The sequence below is a fragment of the Micromonospora antibiotica genome (genome assembly GCF_017599305.1).
In the GTDB taxonomy this organism is placed as follows: Bacteria; Actinomycetota; Actinomycetes; order Mycobacteriales; family Micromonosporaceae; genus Micromonospora; species Micromonospora antibiotica.
Window position 1 is genome coordinate 97,272 of the sequence record NZ_JAGFWR010000002.1, and the last position, 17,946, is coordinate 115,217.

The 17,946-nt window shown below is 74.9% G+C and carries 12 protein-coding genes; 6 read left to right on the forward strand and 6 right to left on the reverse strand.

The genetic code is table 11. The annotated features are described in order from the left end of the window. Positions 1–65 precede the first annotated feature (65 nt). Positions 66–2,096: a beta-galactosidase gene (locus JQN83_RS05450; RefSeq protein ID WP_208565949.1), complete on the reverse strand. Its 2,031-nt coding sequence runs from the start codon at positions 2,094–2,096 to the stop codon at positions 66–68. Positions 2,097–2,511: 415 nt separating this feature from the next. Between JQN83_RS05450 and JQN83_RS05455 the strand changes: the two genes are divergently transcribed. From JQN83_RS05455 to JQN83_RS05470, 4 genes are all read left to right on the forward strand, one after another. Beyond that, the gene (locus JQN83_RS05455) at positions 2,512–3,732 is read left to right on the forward strand and encodes an ROK family transcriptional regulator (protein WP_208565950.1); all 1,221 of its coding nucleotides are present in this window, start codon (positions 2,512–2,514) and stop codon (positions 3,730–3,732) included. A 233-nt stretch (positions 3,733–3,965) separates the two neighbouring features. After that, entirely contained in the window at positions 3,966–6,443 is a 2,478-nt protein-coding gene (locus JQN83_RS05460) for a beta-glucosidase family protein (protein WP_208565951.1), read from the forward strand. After that, the gene (locus JQN83_RS05465) at positions 6,440–7,498 is read left to right on the forward strand and encodes a LacI family DNA-binding transcriptional regulator (protein WP_208565952.1); all 1,059 of its coding nucleotides are present in this window, start codon (positions 6,440–6,442) and stop codon (positions 7,496–7,498) included. Before JQN83_RS05460 ends, JQN83_RS05465 begins: the two co-directional genes overlap by 4 nt. Then, positions 7,495–9,714 carry a glycosyl hydrolase family 95 catalytic domain-containing protein gene (locus JQN83_RS05470; protein ID WP_208565953.1) on the forward strand — a complete coding sequence of 740 codons (2,220 nt, stop codon included), beginning with the start codon at positions 7,495–7,497 and terminating at the stop codon, positions 9,712–9,714. Before JQN83_RS05465 ends, JQN83_RS05470 begins: the two co-directional genes overlap by 4 nt. A 73-nt stretch (positions 9,715–9,787) precedes the next feature. Here JQN83_RS05470 and JQN83_RS05475 read toward each other — a convergent pair whose 3' ends face one another. Further along, positions 9,788–10,297 carry an NUDIX hydrolase gene (locus JQN83_RS05475; protein ID WP_208565954.1) on the reverse strand — a complete coding sequence of 170 codons (510 nt, stop codon included), beginning with the start codon at positions 10,295–10,297 and terminating at the stop codon, positions 9,788–9,790. A 98-nt stretch (positions 10,298–10,395) separates the two neighbouring features. On the opposite strand from JQN83_RS05475, the gene JQN83_RS05480 reads away from it, so the two are divergent. Further along, positions 10,396–11,556, forward strand: coding sequence for a hypothetical protein (locus tag JQN83_RS05480; protein WP_208565955.1), 1,161 nt, complete (start codon positions 10,396–10,398; stop codon positions 11,554–11,556). Here the strand turns inward: JQN83_RS05480 and JQN83_RS05485 are convergent. Continuing rightward, complete coding sequence (locus JQN83_RS05485) at positions 11,544–13,652, reverse strand: molybdopterin-containing oxidoreductase family protein (RefSeq protein ID WP_208565956.1); 2,109 nt, start codon at positions 13,650–13,652, stop codon at positions 11,544–11,546. The genes JQN83_RS05480 and JQN83_RS05485 overlap by 13 nt on opposite strands. Positions 13,653–13,905: 253 nt before the next feature. Between JQN83_RS05485 and JQN83_RS05490 the strand changes: the two genes are divergently transcribed. Continuing rightward, on the forward strand, positions 13,906–14,247 hold the full coding sequence (locus JQN83_RS05490) for an RNA polymerase-binding protein RbpA (protein WP_007070998.1): 342 nt from the start codon (positions 13,906–13,908) through the stop codon (positions 14,245–14,247). A 157-nt stretch (positions 14,248–14,404) separates the two neighbouring features. On the opposite strand, the gene JQN83_RS05495 is transcribed toward JQN83_RS05490, so the two are convergent. The 3 genes from JQN83_RS05495 to lnt form a co-directional block, all read right to left on the reverse strand. After that, the gene (locus JQN83_RS05495) at positions 14,405–14,938 is read right to left on the reverse strand and encodes an FxsA family protein (protein ID WP_208565957.1); all 534 of its coding nucleotides are present in this window, start codon (positions 14,936–14,938) and stop codon (positions 14,405–14,407) included. Between the two features lie 96 nt (positions 14,939–15,034). Then, complete coding sequence (locus JQN83_RS05500) at positions 15,035–15,835, reverse strand: polyprenol monophosphomannose synthase (protein WP_307799035.1); 801 nt, start codon at positions 15,833–15,835, stop codon at positions 15,035–15,037. Then, positions 15,832–17,430, reverse strand: a complete 1,599-nt coding sequence (gene lnt / locus JQN83_RS05505) for an apolipoprotein N-acyltransferase (protein ID WP_372443987.1) — start codon at positions 17,428–17,430, stop codon at positions 15,832–15,834. The genes JQN83_RS05500 and lnt overlap by 4 nt, the downstream gene beginning before the upstream one ends. Positions 17,431–17,946: the final 516 nt, after the last annotated feature.

Below are 17,946 nucleotides of genomic sequence, written 5' to 3' on the forward strand. Positions count from 1 at the left end.
GGCCGGGCCGGGTGGTCATCGGCGGACCGGCTGTGACGGGTGTCATCGGCGGCCCCATCCGCGGGTCACCGGGGGTGCTCGCGCAGCACCGCCGCCGCCCCGGCGGGCAGGGTCACCGCCCCGTCGGCGGGGATGCCGGTGAGCAGGTCCAGCCCGTCGGCCGGCACCCGCTGCGGCCGGTCGGTGTGGTTGAGCAGGAACAGCCAGCTCGCCCCGGGGGCGGTGCGGCGGACCGCCTCCACCCCGGGTGGGGCGTCCGGGCAGACCGGGTGCACGCCGGCGGTCCGGGCCGCCTCGGTGAGCAGGCGACGGTAGGTGGCGTCGTCGGGTCGGGTCGACACGTACCAGGCGGTGCTGTCGCCGACCCGGTGCCGGGTCACCGCCGGTCGGCCGTCGAGGACCCCGCCGACGTACGTGCCGACCGGCTCGGCGCCGTGCAGCTGGACGGTCTCCGACCAGATCCGGCCGGTCCCGCCGCCGGAGAGCAGCACCTGCTCGTCGGCGGCGAGTGGATGGAACTCCTCCACCCGCAGGCCGAGCAGGTCCCGGTAGGCGCCGGGGTAGCCGCCGAGGTGGACCCGGGCGTGCGGGTCGGCGACCCCGCTGAGGTAGCTGACCAGCAGGTGCCCGCCCGCTTCGACGTGGGCGCGGACCCAGCCGGCGGTGGTGTCGTCGGCCAGGTAGAGGGCGGGCAGGACGAGCAGCCGGTACCGGTCGAGGGGGTCACCGGGGACGACCACGTCGCAGCCGTACCCGGCCCGCCACAGCGCCCGGTGCGCGGCGGCCAGCTCGGCGTGGCCGTCGAGCAGCTCGGACGGCATCCCGGGGTGGCGCAGCGCCCAGCCGCTGGCGGCGTCCGCGGCCAGTGCGACGGATGCGGCCGTCTCGCCGGCGGTGACCTCGGCGAGCCGGTCGAGGTGCTCACCGAGGCGTACCGACTCCCGGAACACCCGGCTGTCGGCCCCGGTGTGCGGCACCAGGGCGGAGTGGAAGCGCTCCGCGCCGCCGGTCGGGGCCCGCCACTGGAAGAACATCGCCCCCCGGGAGCCGCGGGCGACGTGGGAGAGGCTGTGCCGGGCCATCCGGCCGGGCTCCTTGGTGTGTGCCCGGCCGGGGGTGTGGATCTGGCTGGCGGCGCTCTCCATCAGCAGCCACGTCGCCGGGGCGGTGGCGCGGGCCGGGTCGGCGGAGCGCAGGCGTCCGTGTCGGGCCCACCCGCGGGCCAGGTCGGCGGCGAGGGCGGTCTGTTCCTCGGCGCCGCCGTCGACCGCCGACGGGTAGTGGTCGATGGCGACGAGGTCCACCTCGGCGGCCCAGCGGGCGTGGTCGACGGGCACCCAGTCGCCGAGGACGTAGTTGGTGGTGACGGGGACCGCCGGGTTGGCCGCTTTGAGCAGGTCGCGTTGTTCGACGTACGCGGCGAGCAGGGTGTCGGACCAGAACCGCCGGAAGTCCAGCAGCTGCCCGGGGTTGCCGAGGTACTGGGTGGCCCGGGGGGTGCTCACGTACGCCCAGTCGGCGTAGTGCTGGCTCCAGAAGCTGGTGGCCCAGGCGGCGTTGAGGGTGTCCAGGTCGCCGTGGCGGTCGACGAGCCAGCGGCGGAACGCGGCCTCGGTGTGCGGGCAGTGGCAGGTGGTGCCGTACTCGTTGTGCACGTGCCACATCGCCAGCGCCGGGTGGTGGGCGTAGCGGGCGGCGAGGGTGGCGGCGATACCCCGGGCGGCGGCCCGGTAGGCGGGTGCGGCGGCGCAGTAGGTGTCGCGGCTGCCGTGGTGCAGTCGTACGCCGTCGGCGGTGACCGGCAGCGCGTCGGGGTGCGCCAGGGAGAACCAGGGCGGCGGGGAGGCGGTGGGGGTGGCCAGGGCGACCCGGATGCCGCCGTCGTGCAGCAGGTCCAGCACCTCGTCGAGCCAGCCGAAGTCGTAGCGGCCGGGGGCCGGCTCCAGGCGGGACCAGGCGAAGACGCCGACGGTGACCAGGTTGACCCGGGCCCGGCGCATCAGGGCGACGTCCTCGCGCCAGGTGGTGGCGGGCCACTGCTCGGGGTTGTAGTCACCGCCGTGGCAGAGCCGCCCGTCGTCCCACATACCCACCATCCCGTTGACTTTGTTTGATAGGTGTCCAAACTATGAAGACTATTTGCCCATGTCAATCGGTTACATCGTGGTCCAATCAAACCTAATCGTTGACAGTTCGTTGGGAAGGCAAAGAAACTGTCGGTACCGCCGCAGAGCGCTTGCCGAGGAGACGCCGATGCCGTACCGACCGCCCTTGGTCCCGGACGGGACGATCGTGGCCGACCCTTCCCCGGCGGGGTGACACCGGCCCGGACACCCCGCCACCGGGGGCCGGTAGAGTTAGTTGAGTTTCCAGCCGAACAGACTTTCCGACGGTGCACCGGCCCGCCGGGCAGCATCGCCCACCGGCCGACCGGCGTACCCGTGCGGGGGCCGGCGGTGGGCGACGATGCACCGGCACCACCCACCGTCGGGCGCAGGGAGCGGGCAGATCGTGATCAGCATCCACAACGAACCGCAGCCGACCGACCTGGGTGACGTCCGGGTGGCCAACCGGGCCGTGGTCCTGCGACACGTCCGCCTGCACGCACCCTGCTCACGGGCCGACATCGCCGCCGCCACCGGCCTCAACAAGGCCACCGTGTCGAGTCTGGTGACCGAACTGCTCGACCGGCGGCTGGTCCGCGAGACCGGACTGACCGGCAACCGGGTCGGCCGGCCCGCCACCATGCTCGTCCTCGACGGCGCCCCGTACGCCGCGTTGGGCCTCCAGGTCGGCGCGGACGACCTGGTGGTGGTCGCCGTGGACCTGGGCGGCAACCGGCTGCTCACCTGGCGACGGGCGTTCCCCGCCCCGACCGCCTCCCCCGCCGAGACCGTCCGGGCCCTGGTCACCCTGGCCCGGCGGGCGATCGGCCGGGTCACCGGGCAGGGGCGAACGGTGCTCGGCCTCACCGTCGGGGTGCCCGGCCTGGTCGACACCGCCGGGGGTGTACCCCTGGCCAGCGGACTCGGCTGGCGGGACGTGCCGCTCGCCGCCGACCTACGGGCCGCGCTGCGGGAGACCGGGTTCACCGTGGCCGTCGACACCGACGCCAACCTCGCCGTCCTGGCCGAACAGCGACACGGCGGGTACGCCGCAGCCACCGACCTGGTCCACCTCACCGGCGGGATCTCCGTCGGCGCCGGGGTGCTCGCCGGCGGCCGGCTGCTGCGCGGCGGCCGGGGCCACGCCGGCGAACTCGGCCACCTCTGCCTCGACCCGGCCGGACCGCCCTGCCCGTGCGGTCGACGCGGCTGCCTGGCCGCGTCGACCGCGCTACCGGCCGTGGTCGACCGGCTGCTGCCCGACGCCGGGCGGGACGGCCCGGTCACCGACTACCTGCCGGAACTCGACCGGATCGTGGCGTCGGCCCGGCAGGGGGACCCGGCCGTGCTGGCCGGGCTCGCCGAGATCGGCCGGCACCTCGGGCACGGGGCGTCGATCCTGGCCAACCTGCTCAACCCCGAGGCGATCGTGGTGGGCGGACACTTCGCCACCCTGGCGCCCTGGCTGCTGCCGGCCGCCCGCATCGAGTTGGCCGCCCGAACCCTCGCCCCGCAGGCCGGCGGGTGCCGCCTGGAAGCCTCCACGCTGGACTCCGCCGCCGCCGCGCTGGGCGGCGCCGCCGCCGCGCTGGCCACCATCGAGGCCGGTCGACTCCCCACCGCCTGATCCGGGTGCCGGTCACCCCTTGACCGACCGACGCGCAGGTGCCAACCTCGAACCGCCGCCCCGTCGTTCGGGCACCCGGGGCGGCATGTTCTCCGCGATCGTCGAAGCGCTTCGCCGCTCCGGGCCGACGACCGCCGCAGCCACCACGACGCGATGCCGCACGTCACCATGGCCGTCGAAGCGCTTCGACCGCCGGCCGGCGCCTCACCGCGAGCCCACCGGAAGGTAACCGCATGAACGACCCCACCGACCGCGCCACCGGCCCGTCCCCCGCCGGGCACGCCGACGACCTGCTGGCCCGGCTCACCCTGCCCGAGAAGATCGGCCTGCTGCACCAGTGGCAGGCCCCGGTGCCACGCCTGGGCCTACCCGGATTCCGCACCGGCACCGAGGCGCTGCACGGGGTCGCCTGGCTCGGCCCGGCCACCGTCTTCCCCCAGGTCGTCGGCCTGGCCAGCAGCTGGAACCCCGACCTGATCCGGGCGGTGGGCGCCGCCGCCGGCGACGAGGTCCGGGTCAAACACCAGGCCGACCCGGCCGCCGTCGGGCTCAACGTGTGGGCACCGGTGGTCAACCCGCTGCGCGACCCCCGGTGGGGCCGCAACGAGGAAGGCTGGTCGGAGGACCCGTGGCTGACCGGCCGCCTCGCCACCGCCTACGCGTTCGGGCTCCGCGGCGACCACCCCCACCGGCTGCGTACCGCCCCGACGGTCAAGCACTTCCTCGGCTACAACAACGAGACCGACCGGGCCACCACCTCCAGCGACCTGCCACCCCGGGTGCTGCACGAGTACGAACTGCCCGCGTTCCGCGCCCCGCTCGCCGCCGGTGCGGCAGTCGCCGTGATGGCCTCGTACAACCTGGTCAACGGGGTGCCCGCGCACCTGAGCCCACTACTGAACGACGAACTGCGCCGGTGGACCACCGACGAGGTGATGGTCGTCGGCGACGCCGGGGCGGTCACCAACATCGCCGGGGTGCAGGGTCACCTGCCCGACCACGTCACCGGTTTCGCCGCCGCCCTACGCGCCGGCATCGACAACTTCACCGAGGACGACACCGACAGCGGACAGACCATCCGACGGCTCACCGAAGCCCTCGACCGGGGGCTCATCGACGAGTCCGACGTGGACCGGGCGGTACGGCGCATCCTCACCGTCCGGATCAGGCTGGGTGACCTGGACCCACCCGGGCAGGACCCGTTCGCCGGGGTGTCCCCCGACGTGCTCGACAGCCCCACCCACCGGGACCTGGCCCGGGAGGCCGCCCGCCAGTCGGTCGTGCTGCTCCGCAACGACGGGCTGCTGCCCCTGCCGGCCGACCCGACGACCCGGGTGGCGGTGCTCGGCCCGCTCGCCGACACCGTCCACACCGACTGGTACAGCGGCACCCTGCCCTACACGGTCACCGTCCGGGAGGGCCTCGCCCGGGCGCTGCCGACGGTCACCCACCACCCCGGCGCCGACCGGATCGCGTTGCGGGTCGGCAACCGGCACGTCCGCTGCCCCCGCTCGTCCGAGGGGGGACCGCTGACCGCCGACGAGGGCCGCGACGGCACCTGGTTCGACGTGTTCGACTGGGGACGCGACGTGGTGGCGCTCCGCGCCGTCGCCAACGGCCGGCACGTCGGCGTCGACGACGACGGAACGTTGATCAACGACCGGCCCGGACCGGGCGGCTGGATCGTGCGGGAGACCTTCCGGTTGCACCACCGCCCCGACGGCACGACCCTGCTGCACCACCTCGCCACCGGCGCGTACGTGCGGGTCGGCGACGACGGGCGGTTACGCGCCGACGCCACCGACCCGGACACCGCCACCGGCTTCACCGTCGAACTCGTCGCCGACGGAGTGGCCGAGGCCGCCGCGTTGGCCGCCGCCGCCGACGTGGCGGTCGTCGTCCTGGGCAACCACCCGATGGTCAACGGCCGGGAGACCGAGGACCGGGCCGACCTGGACCTGCCCGCCGGACAGGACCGGCTGCTGCGCGCCGTACACGCGGCCAACCCGCGCACCGTGCTGGTGCTCACCAGCAGCTACCCGTACGCGGTGGGATGGGCGCAGGAACACGTCCCGGCGGTGCTGTGGTCGGCGCACGGCGGGCAGGAACACGGCACCGCCCTCGCGCAGGTGCTCCTCGGCGACGCCGACCCCGCCGGCCGGCTCACCCAGACCTGGTACGCCGACACCGCCGACCTGCCCGACCTGCTCGACTACGACGTCATCGGCGCGGACAGCACCTACCTCTACTACCGGGGCGAACCGCTGTACCCGTTCGGCCACGGCCTCAGCTACACCCGGTTCGACTACGCTGACCTGCAGGTGAGCGCACCGACGGTGCCCGTCGGCGACGAGGTCGAGGTGAGCGTCGAGGTGAGCAACACCGGCGACCGGGAAGGTACGGAGATCGTGCAGCTCTACACCCGGCAGCGACACTCCCGGGTCAAGCAGCCCCTGCGGCAGCTGCGCGACTTCGCCCGGCTCACCCTCGCCCCCGGCGAACACCAGCGGGTCACCCTGCGGCTGCGCACCACCGACCTGTCCTGGTGGGACGAACACCGCGACGGCCCCGTCGTAGAGGACGCCACCCACACCCTGCTGGTCGGCCGTTCCGCCCGTGACATCCGGGCCGTCGGCGCGGTGACCGTACACGCCCGCCCCGCAACGCAGCAGTCCCGCCCGGCGGTCCCGGCCGGCGGCGGTACCCGGTGACCGGCGCACCCGGGCGCGGACGCAAGTCACCCGACCAGGTCACCATCGTCGACGTCGCCCGGCACGCCGGGGTCGCCGTCAGCACCGTGTCGTACGTCCTCAGCGGCAAACGAGCCATCTCCGAGGTGACCCGCACCCGGGTGCTGGCCAGCATCCGGGAGTTGGGCTACCACCCCAACGCCGGGGCGCGGGCACTGGCCAGCCGCCGGGCCAACACCATCGCGCTGGTGCTGCCGCTGCGCGCCGGCATGCAGGTGCCGGTGGTGATGCAGTTCGCCATCGCGGTCGTCACCACGGCCCGCCGCTACGACCACGACGTCCTGCTGGTCACCTCCGACGAGGGACCGGCCGGGCTACGCCGCATCGCCGGCAGCGCCATGGTCGACGGGATGCTGGTGATGGACGTCGAGTTGGACGACTCCCGGGTGCCGCTGCTGCGGGACCTGACCCGACCCAGCGTCCTGATCGGTGTCCCCGCCGACCCGACCGGCCTGACCTGCGTGGACCTGGACTTCCACCGCGCCGGGCAGGTGTGCGTGGAACACCTGGCCCGGCTCGGGCACCGCCGGGTGGCGCTGCTCGGCGCCCCCGCCGCCGTCTACGACCGGGGCACCGGGTTCGCCCACCGCACCCGCGCCGGGGTGGCCGCCGCCGCCGACCGGCACGGCGTCACCGTCGTCACCCAACCCTTCGAGGAGGGGCCCGCCTCGATCCGGCAGGAACTCGCCGACCTGCTCGACCGGCACCCCGACCTGTCCGCGCTGGTGGTGCAGAACGAGGCGGCGGTGGGGCCGGTGCTGGCCTGCCTGCCCACCCTCGGCCGGCGGGTGCCGCAGGACATGTCGGTGGTGGCGATCTGCCCCGACCAGTTCGCCGAGCAGGCCGGGCCCCGGCTCACCTCGGTGCCGGTGCCCGCCGAGGAGATCGGCCGGCAGGCGGTGGCGTTGCTGATGCGCAAACTGCACGACGAGGCGGTGCCGGAGGTGACCCTGCTGCCGCCCCGGCTGACCATCCGGGACAGCACCGCCGCACCGACCGTGCGGGCCCGGCCGTGACCTGCGGGCCACCACCGGCAGCACACCGGATCTGGGACGACGCCCCCGCCGTCGACTGGCCCGACGCGTTCCTCACCGGCAACGGCGAGTACGGGCTGATGGTGCCCGGCGAACCGCACGCCGAGCGGCTCGTGCTCAACCACCACCGGTTCGTGCTGCCCAACGGCACCCACGACGCGCGGGCACCGCAGCTGGCCGCGCTGCTGCCCCGGATCCGGGAACTGGTCCTCACCGGCCGGCGGGCCGAGGCCGGCGAACTGCTCACCGGCGGCCGGGAGTTGACGTGGACCCAGCCGTACCACCCGGGGTTCGCGTTGACCGTCGACGCCGCGCCCACCCCGGTGCGTGACTACCGGCGGCACACCGACTTCCGCACCGGTGAGGTGGTGGTGTCGTGGTCCGGGCGACGGCGACGCAGCTTCGTCTCCCGCGCCGACCGGCTCGTCGTCACCCACCTCGACCAGGGCGGGTGTGTCGTCGGGGCCACCGGTGACCTGCCCGGCCGCCCCGATACGGTGCACTACGACACCACCGCCTACCGCCACGACGGGCTGGTGTTCCTGCGGGTACGCGGCCGCTACCCGGACGTCGGCGGGGCGTACGGGTTCGAGGGGGTGACCCTGGTCCGGGGGGATGCCGAACCCGCCGGCGACCGGGTGCTGGTGCACGGGCCGGCGCTGCTGACCACCGTCCTGGACCGCACCCGCAGCCCCCGGTGGCGCACCGCCGCGCAGGAACGTCGACTGGCCGCCGGCCCGGACGACTACCCGACCCTGCTGGCCCGGCACGTCGCCCGGCACACCGGCCCGTACCGGCGCGTCGACCTGGACCTGGCGGTGCCGGCGGCGGACCGGGACCTGCCCGTCGGTGCGCTGACCGCCCGGCAGGTCGCCGCCGACCGGTTGGACCCGGCACTGCTGGAACGGCTCTTCCACGCCGGCCGGTACCTGCTGTTCAGTGCCAGCGGGGTGCTGCCGCCCCGGCTGACCGGGATCTGGACGGGGTCCTGGGACGCCGCCTGGGCGGGGGACTTCACCACCGACGCCAACCTCAACCTGCAACTGGCCGGCGCGAACGTCGGCGCGCTGCCCGAGGTGACCGCCGCGCACGCCCGGCTGGTCCGCGCCCAGGTCGACCACTGGCGGGACAACGCCCGCGCCGTCTACGGGGCGCGGGGCCTGCTGGCGCCCAGCCGCACCGACGGCGAACACGGGCACCTGTTCCACGTCCACCCGCACTGGCCGTTCACCGCCTGGCTGGCCGGCGCGCACTGGCTGCTGCACCCGCTGTACGAGCACCACCAGGTGACCGGGGAGCCACTGGGGGAGGTGGCGGGGTGGCTGGCCGAGGTCGCCGACTTCTTCACCGACGTGCTCACCGACGTCGACGGGCAGCCGGCGCTGGTGCCGTCGTACTCGCCGGAGACCGGGCCGCTCGACGACACCGGGCGGCCGGTGCCCGTCGCGGTGAACGCCACCATGGACGTCGCCGCCGCCCGGCACGCCATGACGGTCGCCGCCGAGGTGACCGGGTCGCAGCGGTGGGCGGCTACCCGGGACCGGCTGCCCGGCTACCGCATCGACGAGCGCGGTGCGCTGGCCGAGTGGGCGTGGCCCGGCTACCGCCCCGACGACGACCACCGGCACGTCAGCCACCTCTATCCGGTGTGGCCGACCGGGGAGGTCGACCCCGACGACACCCCGGAGTTGGCGGCGGCGGCGCACCGGGCGTTGACGGTCCGCGGCGACGAGGACGGCTCCGCGCACGGCACCCTGCACCGGGCCCTGGTGGCGGCCCGGTTGGGCGACGGGCCACTGGTCGGGGCGTACCTGCGGCGCATCGTCGCGGCGGACATGTTCTTCCGGTCGCTGATGAGTGCGCACAACCCGGGCCGGGTGACCTACAACGCCGACGCCGCGCACACCCTGCCGGCGGTGCTGATCGAGGCGCTGGTGCAGTCCCGGCCGGGGCTGCTGCGGCTGCTGCCGGCGCTGCCACCGGGCCTGACCCGGGGGACGCTGCGCGGGGTGACCTGCCGGGGGCGGATCACCGTCGAGGAGCTGACCTGGGACGAGGGTCGGGTCACCGCCCGCGTGGTCGCAGTGTCCGCTCAGCGGGTACGGGTGCGCAGCCCCTACGGCGACGCCGTCTGTGACCTGCCGGCGGGCACGGCGGTGCGGGTGGCCTTCGGCGGCCGGCCGGCCGGCACCGGGTGAGCGGCGCACCTGCGGCCGGTCACAGCGCACCAGCCGGTCACAGCGCACCGGCCGGACACAGCGCGTCGGTGGGTCACAGCGCGTCGGGTCGGCACAGGGCCGGATGCCGCTCCCCGGGCCGCGCATACCAGGGGGCGTCGTCGGGGGCGGCGGCCGTGTCCAGCCGCAACCGCGCCCACTCGTCCAGCTCCGGCAACGCGTCGGGGGCGAACCAGCCGACCTCGGTGGACTCGTCACCGTCGGCGCGGGGCCACCCACCGACCGGCCGGCAGCGGAACCACACGTTGAGGTACTCGCAGGCGTCGCCGTTGGGGTAGACCACCGGGTGGGTGGCGACCCCCGCGATCCGGTCGACGACGACCCGTACCCCGGTCTCCTCCCACACCTCCCGCACGACGGCCTCGGCAGGCTGCTCACCCGGGTCGACCACCCCGGCCGGCAGCGACCAGCGGCCGTTGTCGCCCCGACGGGCCAGCAGCACCCGGCCCGCGTCGTCACGGACCACCCCGGTCACCCCGGGCAGCAGCAACAGGTCGTGCCCGACGTGGGCACGCAACTTCACGATGTACGGGGAGACGGCCACCGGCCCACGGTAACGGTCGTGGTACCGGTGGACCATCCCGACGCCCGCGCGACGCCGCCGCACCCGGGGCCAGGTGCAGCCTCTAGACTTGCCCGGCGATGGACCCGCAGCCCTCCCCCGCCGACCTGCGCCCCTGCGCGCACTGTGGACGTGACGTGCCGCAACGTGCCGGCGCGGGACGCCCGTTCCGCTACTGCCGGGACAACGACGGCGCCTGCCAGCGGGCGTCCCGCAACTCCCGGATGCGCCACCGCAACGCCCCCGGCCTGCCCGGCCAGGTGGCCCGCACCTGGGAGGCCGTCGACCGGCTCGACCAGGTGGTGGAAACCCTCACCGAGGCGCTGCACGCCGAGTTGTCCCCGGTCGGGGTGGAACGGCAACTCGCCCAGGCCCGCGCCGACGCCGCCGCCGCCATCGCCCAGGCCCACGCCGCCCGCGACGAGGCCCGCGAAGCCGCCGAGACGGCCGCCGCGGAGACCACCCGGGCCCGGCAGGAGACCCGGGCCGCGGCCGCCGCCGCCGACGCGGCGCAGGCCCGCGCCGCGCAGGCCGACGCCCGCGCCGCCGAAGCACAGCAGCGGGCCGCGCAGGCCGACACCGCCGCCGACGCGGCCCGCCGCGACGCCAGCGCCGCGCAGGCGCTGCGGGTGCAGGCCGAACGTGACCGGGACGCCGCCCGGCACGAGCTGCGGACCCTACGCACGGAACGCGACGCCGAGCGGCAACGCACCGCCGACCTGACCGCCGAACGCGACGCCGCCCGCGCCGACGCCGCCCGGGAGTTGGCCGACGCGCAGCGCGCCGCCGCCGAGGCCGCCGCCGCCCGCCAGGAGACCCGGCAGGCCCACGCCGACGCCGAGGCGGCCCGTACCCGCGCCGACACCGCCACCGAGCAGGCCCGGCAGGCGGAGGCCACCGCCGAGGCGGCCCGGCGGGACGTCGCCGCCGCACGGGCCGACGCGACGGCCGCCCGGCAGGAGACCGCCGCGCTGACCGCCCGCGCCGCCGAGGACCTGGCCGCCGCCCTGGCCCGGGTGGACACGCTGACCGCCGAGCTGACCCGGGCCCGCGCGGAGGTGACGCAGGCGCACCGGGCGACCGCCGCCGACCGGGCCCGGCTGGCCGAACTGGACCGGCTGCTGCCGGCGGCGCAGGCCGACCGTGACGCCGCCCAACGCCGGGCCGGTCAACTCGCCGACCAGGTCAGTGACCTGGCCGGCGCGCTGGCCCGGCTCAGCGGCCCCACTCAGCCGGGCTGAGTCGACCCCGACGGGTCAGGTCCGCCCGCGTCGCCGGGTCGGCCCACCGGGGCGGGGTGCACCTCGACCCGGGTGTCGTGGAACGTGGGCCCCCCACCGAGGTCGGTGTCCCGGACCCCGGTCACCGCGTTGACGGTGCTGCCGCCGGGGCTCAACCGGGCCCAGTACGCCTTGTAGGTGAACGCCAACCCGGGGCGGGTCGCGTCGTCCACGGCGACGGTGGCGAGGAACTCGCCCCGGTCGTTGTGCACCCGCGCCGGGTCACCGTCGGCCAGGCCCCGGGCGGCGGCATCGACGGGATGCAGGTGGATGCGCGGCGGGCCGGTACGACCGAGGTGCCACGGCAACGACGCGAACGTCGAGTTGAGGAAGAACCGGCCGGCGGGGGAGATCAACGCCAGGGGGAACCGGCGGGCCAGCGCCGCGTCACCCACCTCCACCGGCGGGGTGTACCCGACGAGCGGGTCGACGCCCTGCGCGGTCAGACGCGGATCGTGGAACCGGGCCCGCCCGTCGAGGCTGGGGAACCCACCCTCGGCGTACGGGGCGGACCCCACCGCCACCCCCGTCGCCCGCACGTACGTGCTGCGTACCAACTCGTCGTAGCTGATGCCGGTGCCGTCGAGCAGCTGCCGGGCCAGGTCCTCGTCGCTGTCACGCAGCCGGGGATGGTCCAGCCCGAGCGCGGCGGCGATCCGCCGGAAGATCTCCGTGTTGGGCAGCGCCTGCCCTGGCGGGTCCAGCACCGGCAGGTTCAGGGTGGCGTAGTGGTGACCGTAGGAGGTGTGCAGGTCCAGGTGCTCAGGTTGCATGGTGGCCGGCAGCACCACGTCGGCGAAGTCGCAGGTGTCGGTCCAACGCTGCTCCAGCACCACGGTGAACAGGTCACCGCGGGTCAACCCCCGACGCAGCAGGTTCTGGTCCGGGACGGTCGCGACCGGGTTGGTGTCGAACACCACCAGCGCGGTCACCGGCGGATCCGCCTCCCCGGTCAGGGCGGCGGCGAGCCGACTCATGTTGATCGACCGGGCCGGGGGAGCGGGCATCCCGGCGGGCCGGGCGACCCGGTCGGAGTCGACCCGGTGATGCCCGCTGGTGGTGGCCAACGCCCCGCCGCCGGGATACCGGAAATCCCCGGTGAGCAGGGGGATCGCCGCGATGGCCCGGACCGCCTGCCCGGCCCCGGCGTGCCGTTGCAGGCCCAGCCCGATCCGGATGGCGGTGGGACGGGTGGTGGCGATCCGCTCGCCGAGGCGACGCACCACGTCGACGTCGAGGCCGCACTCGGCGGCGGCACGCTCCACCGGCCACTCGTCCAGGCGGGCCGCCATCCGCTCCCACCCGACGGTGTGCGCGTCCAACCACCCGCGGTCGACCCCACCGACGTCCCGCACGTGCCGCATCAACCCCAGGGCGAGGGCGGCGTCGGTGCCGGGCAGCGGCGCCACGTGCTCGTCGCTGCGGGCCGCGGTGTCGGTGCGCAACGGGTCGATGGTGACCACGTACGCGCCGCGTTGTTGGGCCTGCCGCACGAACGGCCAGTGGTGCAGGTTGGTGGAGAGCAGGTTCGCCCCCCACAGGACGATCAGTTTCGCCTCGACCACCGACTCCGGTTCGAAACCGACGGACCCGCCGTAGATCGACCCGAGGGCGGCCCGGGACGCCGCGGTGCAGATGGTGGTCCGCAACCGCGACGCCCCCAGGTGGGCGAAGAGCCGGGGACCCATCGACCAGCCCTGCACCAGACCCATGGTGCCGGCGAAGTAGTACGGCAGGACCGACTCCGGTCCGTTGAGGTCGATGCTGGCCCGCAACCCGGCCGCGACCCGACGCACCGCCTCGTCCCAGCTCGCCGGCCGGTACGACACCGGCCCGACCCCCTTGGGGCCGACCCGCACCAGGGGGGTGGTCAGCCGGTCGGGCCCGGTGACCGCGTCGAGATAACGGTTGACCTTGCCGCACAACGCGCCCCGGGTGAACGGGTGACCAGGGTCGCCGCGCAGCGCCACCGGCCGCCCGTCGGTGACGGTGAGCTGCCAGACACACGTGTCGGGACAGTCCAGGGGGCACGCGCCGGGATGCACGGTGGTGGCCATGCCGCGGATGCTATCGCCACCGGCCGCCCCGGTACGGCCCGTCGTCGGCGCGGGACGCACCGGCGGCGGCTACCATCGCGGTGCACACCCGGGACACGGCACCGATGTCGACCCGGCCGCAGACGAACCCGCCGGGGCGGTGCGACGGCGGGCTACCCTTGCGGGGGCCGTCCCACCGGACGGGCGGGAATGCCCCGGCGGTGACCGGCCGTTACACCGGAAGACCAGCACCACGAACGAGGGGAAGTCGATCATGGGCGAGCGCATGCTGCGCGGAAGCCGTCTGGGCGCGGTCAGCTACGAATCCGACCGCAACACGGAGCTCGCGCCGCGCCAGACCCGCGAGTACCTCTGCGCCAAGGGCCACCAGTTCGAGGTCCCCTTCGCCGTCGACGCCGAGGTCCCCACCACCTGGGAGTGCAAGTTCGACGGCAGCGTCGCCCGGCTCGTCGACGGCACCGAACCGGAGCAGAAGAAGGCCAAGCCGCCACGCACCCACTGGGACATGCTGCTGGAACGGCGCTCCATCGCCGAGCTGGAGGACATCCTCGCCGAACGGCTCCAGGAGGTCCGCACCCGCCGCGGCCGCGCCTGACGTACCGCACACCACGACGGCGCCCCCGGGGATCTCCTCCCCGGGGGCGCCGTCGTGTCACCACCGCTTCCCCGCCCACCGGGACAACCGCAGCCCACGCCCCGGCCCCACCCGGGCCGAAAGACTGTGCCCGCTCCTGCGCGGGACCGCCGGCCGGTCAGGGCCGGCGCGGCTCCACGATCTCCCCCTCGATGGCCCGACCCCCGTCGACCGGCGGCGGGGCCACCACGTCACCGTCGACCGGCGGCGTCGGCGCCGCCGGCTCACCCCGACGCACCCGCACCGTACGCGGACCGAACAGGTCACCGGCCACCATCGACGACACCCGCCGCTCAGTGGCCCGCTGCACCCCCGAGCGCACCAACCGGCGCACCGGCGGCACCAGCAACACCACACCCACCACACCACTGAACAGACCCGGCACCGCCAGCAGCAACGCACCGGCCAACCCGACCAGACCATCGGTCACCTGCCGGCCCGGCGGCTGCCGCGACTCCACCGACGTACGGAACCCCCGCCAGGCGCGCATCCCCTCCCGGCGCAGCAACACCAGACCCACCAGGGACGCGGCGAACACCAGCAGCACCGCCGTGCCGAACCCGACGGCCCGGCCCACCACGACGAACACCGCCAACTCCGCCACCACCGCCAACAGCAGGGCCGGTGGCACGAACCTCAGGTATCGGCGCATCTCACCTCATCCGCGTCGCGCGGAACCCGCCCACCACCGTCAACCGGACAACGCCCGGGGCGACAGGCCCGCTCCTCCAGCATGCCACGCCCCACCTCACGGCCACCGGTCGTGACCGCGACGCAGCCGACCCGGCCGCCGGTCCCGCAACCCCCAGGTGGTGATCCGCCACAACGCCTCCGCCACGATCAACGGACTCATCTTGCTGGCCCCCCGCTCCCGCTCGACGAACGTGATCGGCACCTCCACGATCCGCACCCCCGCCCGGTGCGCCAACCGCGACAACTCCACCTGGAACGAATACCCCTGGGAACACACCGACTCCAGCCGCATCGCCCGCAACGCCGACAACCGGTACACCCGGAAACCACCCGTGGCGTCCGACACCGGCATCCCCAACGCCATCCGCGCGTACAGGTTCCCGCACCGCGACAGCACCAACCGCCGCCACGGCCAGTTCACCACCCGCGCCCCACCCACCCACCGCGACCCGATCACCACATCCGCGTCGCGGGCCGCAGCCAACAACGCCGGCAGATCCTCCGGGGCGTGCGAACCGTCGGCGTCCATCTCCACCACCGCGTCGTAGCCGCGCTGCCGCGCCCACCCGAACCCCGCCAGGTACGCCGCCCCCAACCCCTCCTTGCCGGGCCGGTGCAGCACGTGCACCTGCGCGTCGGTGCCGGCCATCGCCTCCGCCAACGCCCCCGTACCGTCGGGGCTGTTGTCGTCGGCGACCAGCACGTCCACCGCCGGTGCCGCCCGGCGGACCCGGGCCACCACGTCGGCGACGTTGTCGGCCTCGTTGTAGGTGGGAATCACCACCAGCACCCGACCCACCCCGGGCTGCCCCGCGACTGCCTCACCCACGCCCGTCCCCCGTTCCTGCCGGCTCACCCGACGACGGTGACCTCCCGCCGACGGCGCAGCATCCCCGCGACGACCAACGCCGCCACCGCCAGACCCGCCAGCGTCGACTCCGGCCACCGCCCGGCCCGGGTGGCCGGGGTACGCCCGTCGGAGAGCGTCACCTGCCGCACCACCACCGCCCGGGTGTTGAACCCGGTGGCGTCGCTTACCCGCCCGTCCGGGGCGACGAACCCGGACACCCCGACCGTCGAGGCCATCAACGCCGCCCGACCGTGCTCCACCGCCCGCAACCGCACCATCGCCAACTGCTGTCGGGCCTCCGCCACGTCGAAGGTGGCGTTGTTCGTCTGCACCACCAGCAACTGCGCCCCACCGTCGACGGTGTCGCGCACCAGACCGTCGTAGGCCACCTCGAAGCAGATCACGTCACCGAGGACCACCGGGCCCACGTCCACCACCCCCGGGGTCGACCCCGGCACGAAATCCGCCCGCACCCGGTCGACCTGCGACGACACCTTCCGCGCCAACGACCGCATCGGCACGTACTCGGCGAACGGCACCGGATGCCGCTTGGTGTACAACTGGGCCATGTCCGGGCCGGTGCCCGGCCGCCACAGGATGCCGGCGTTGCGCACCTCACCGTCACCCGGACCGGCAAGCACCGCACCGACCAGGATCGGCGCACCGATCGCGTCCGCAGCCGCGGAGATCCGCGCCCCGGCGGCGGCATTGCGCAACGGGTCGATGTCCGAGGAGTTCTCCGGCCACACCACCAGGTCCGGACGCGGCACCGCACCGGCGGCGACCCGCCCGGCCAACTCCACCGTCGCATCGGCGTGATTGTTGAGCACCGCCTGCCGCTGGGCGTTGAAATCCAACCCCAACCGCGGCACGTTGCCCTGCACGATCGCCACCCGCACCGACCGGCCACCGCCGGCACCCGTGGGGACCGCCAACCCCACCCCCACCAGCAGCAACAACCCGACCGCGACCCCGGCCACCGGCCGCCACGCCCCGTCCGGGCCCGGCCACCGCCGCCACGACCCCACCACCAGCAACCCACCGGCCACCGCAACGACCCCGGTGACCAGTGGGGCCCCACCGAGCCACGCCCACCCCAGCAGCGGCGACGCGTCCTGGCTGAACGCCAACCGCCCCCACGGGAACCCCCCGAACGGCGTCCGGTCGCGCAGCGCCTCCTGCCCCACCCACAACACCCCGGTCACCACCGGCCACGCCCACCGCCACCGGTCGATCACCGGCGACACCCACGCCGACGCCGCCCCCAGCAACGCCAGATAGCCGGCCTGCAACAACGACAACAACACCCACGGCAGCAGCCCGGTGTGCAGATTCGTCCACGCCAACAACGGGGCGAACAACGCCACCCCGGTCAGGAACCCCAACCCCGCGCCGGCCCGCAACCGCCGCCGGTGCACCGCCACCGCCAACCCGGCCACCCCTACCGGCGCCAACGGCCACCACCCGTACGGCGGGAACGCCACCAGCAGCGCCAACCCGGCCGCCACCGCCACCGGCACCGCCACCCGCAACGGCACCGGCCCCCTGGTCGGTCGTACCACCACCGGGGTACGCGTCTCATCCCGGTCGAGCGTCGTCACCGGCACCTCACCACGATCACGGGCCGAAGGCTACCCGCCCCACCCCGGCACCCCCGAACCACCGAGCCGCAGGCCCGAGCCCACCCGACACCGACCCGCCCCGGACAACGCGACGCCGGCCGGCCCACCCCGGGGAACACCGGTGACACCGACCCCCGCAGCGGGCGGACACGAAATCGGGGCGCGGCCTCAGCCGCGCCCCGATGCTCCCAGGCCCTTCCCGGCCGGTGGGACACAATGAGCGACGCCGACCTTCGGACCGACCCGACGGTGGACTGGCTGCCCCCGCCCGGCCGTTGTCTACTGGCCGTACCACTCACCCTGCCCGTACACCGGTAACCGCGGCCGGTTCGCGCCGCCCCGCCGACCCCCGCCCGCTGGACCTGGCCGCCGCGACAAATACGCACCAACAATGTCGCTCGGCCAGCGGACGAAGGGACGAAGCGAACAACAGCCGCTTCCCGTAGTAGGACTCAAAGACGGTACGGCCTACACCCCCGCCGCTGTCAACCCACC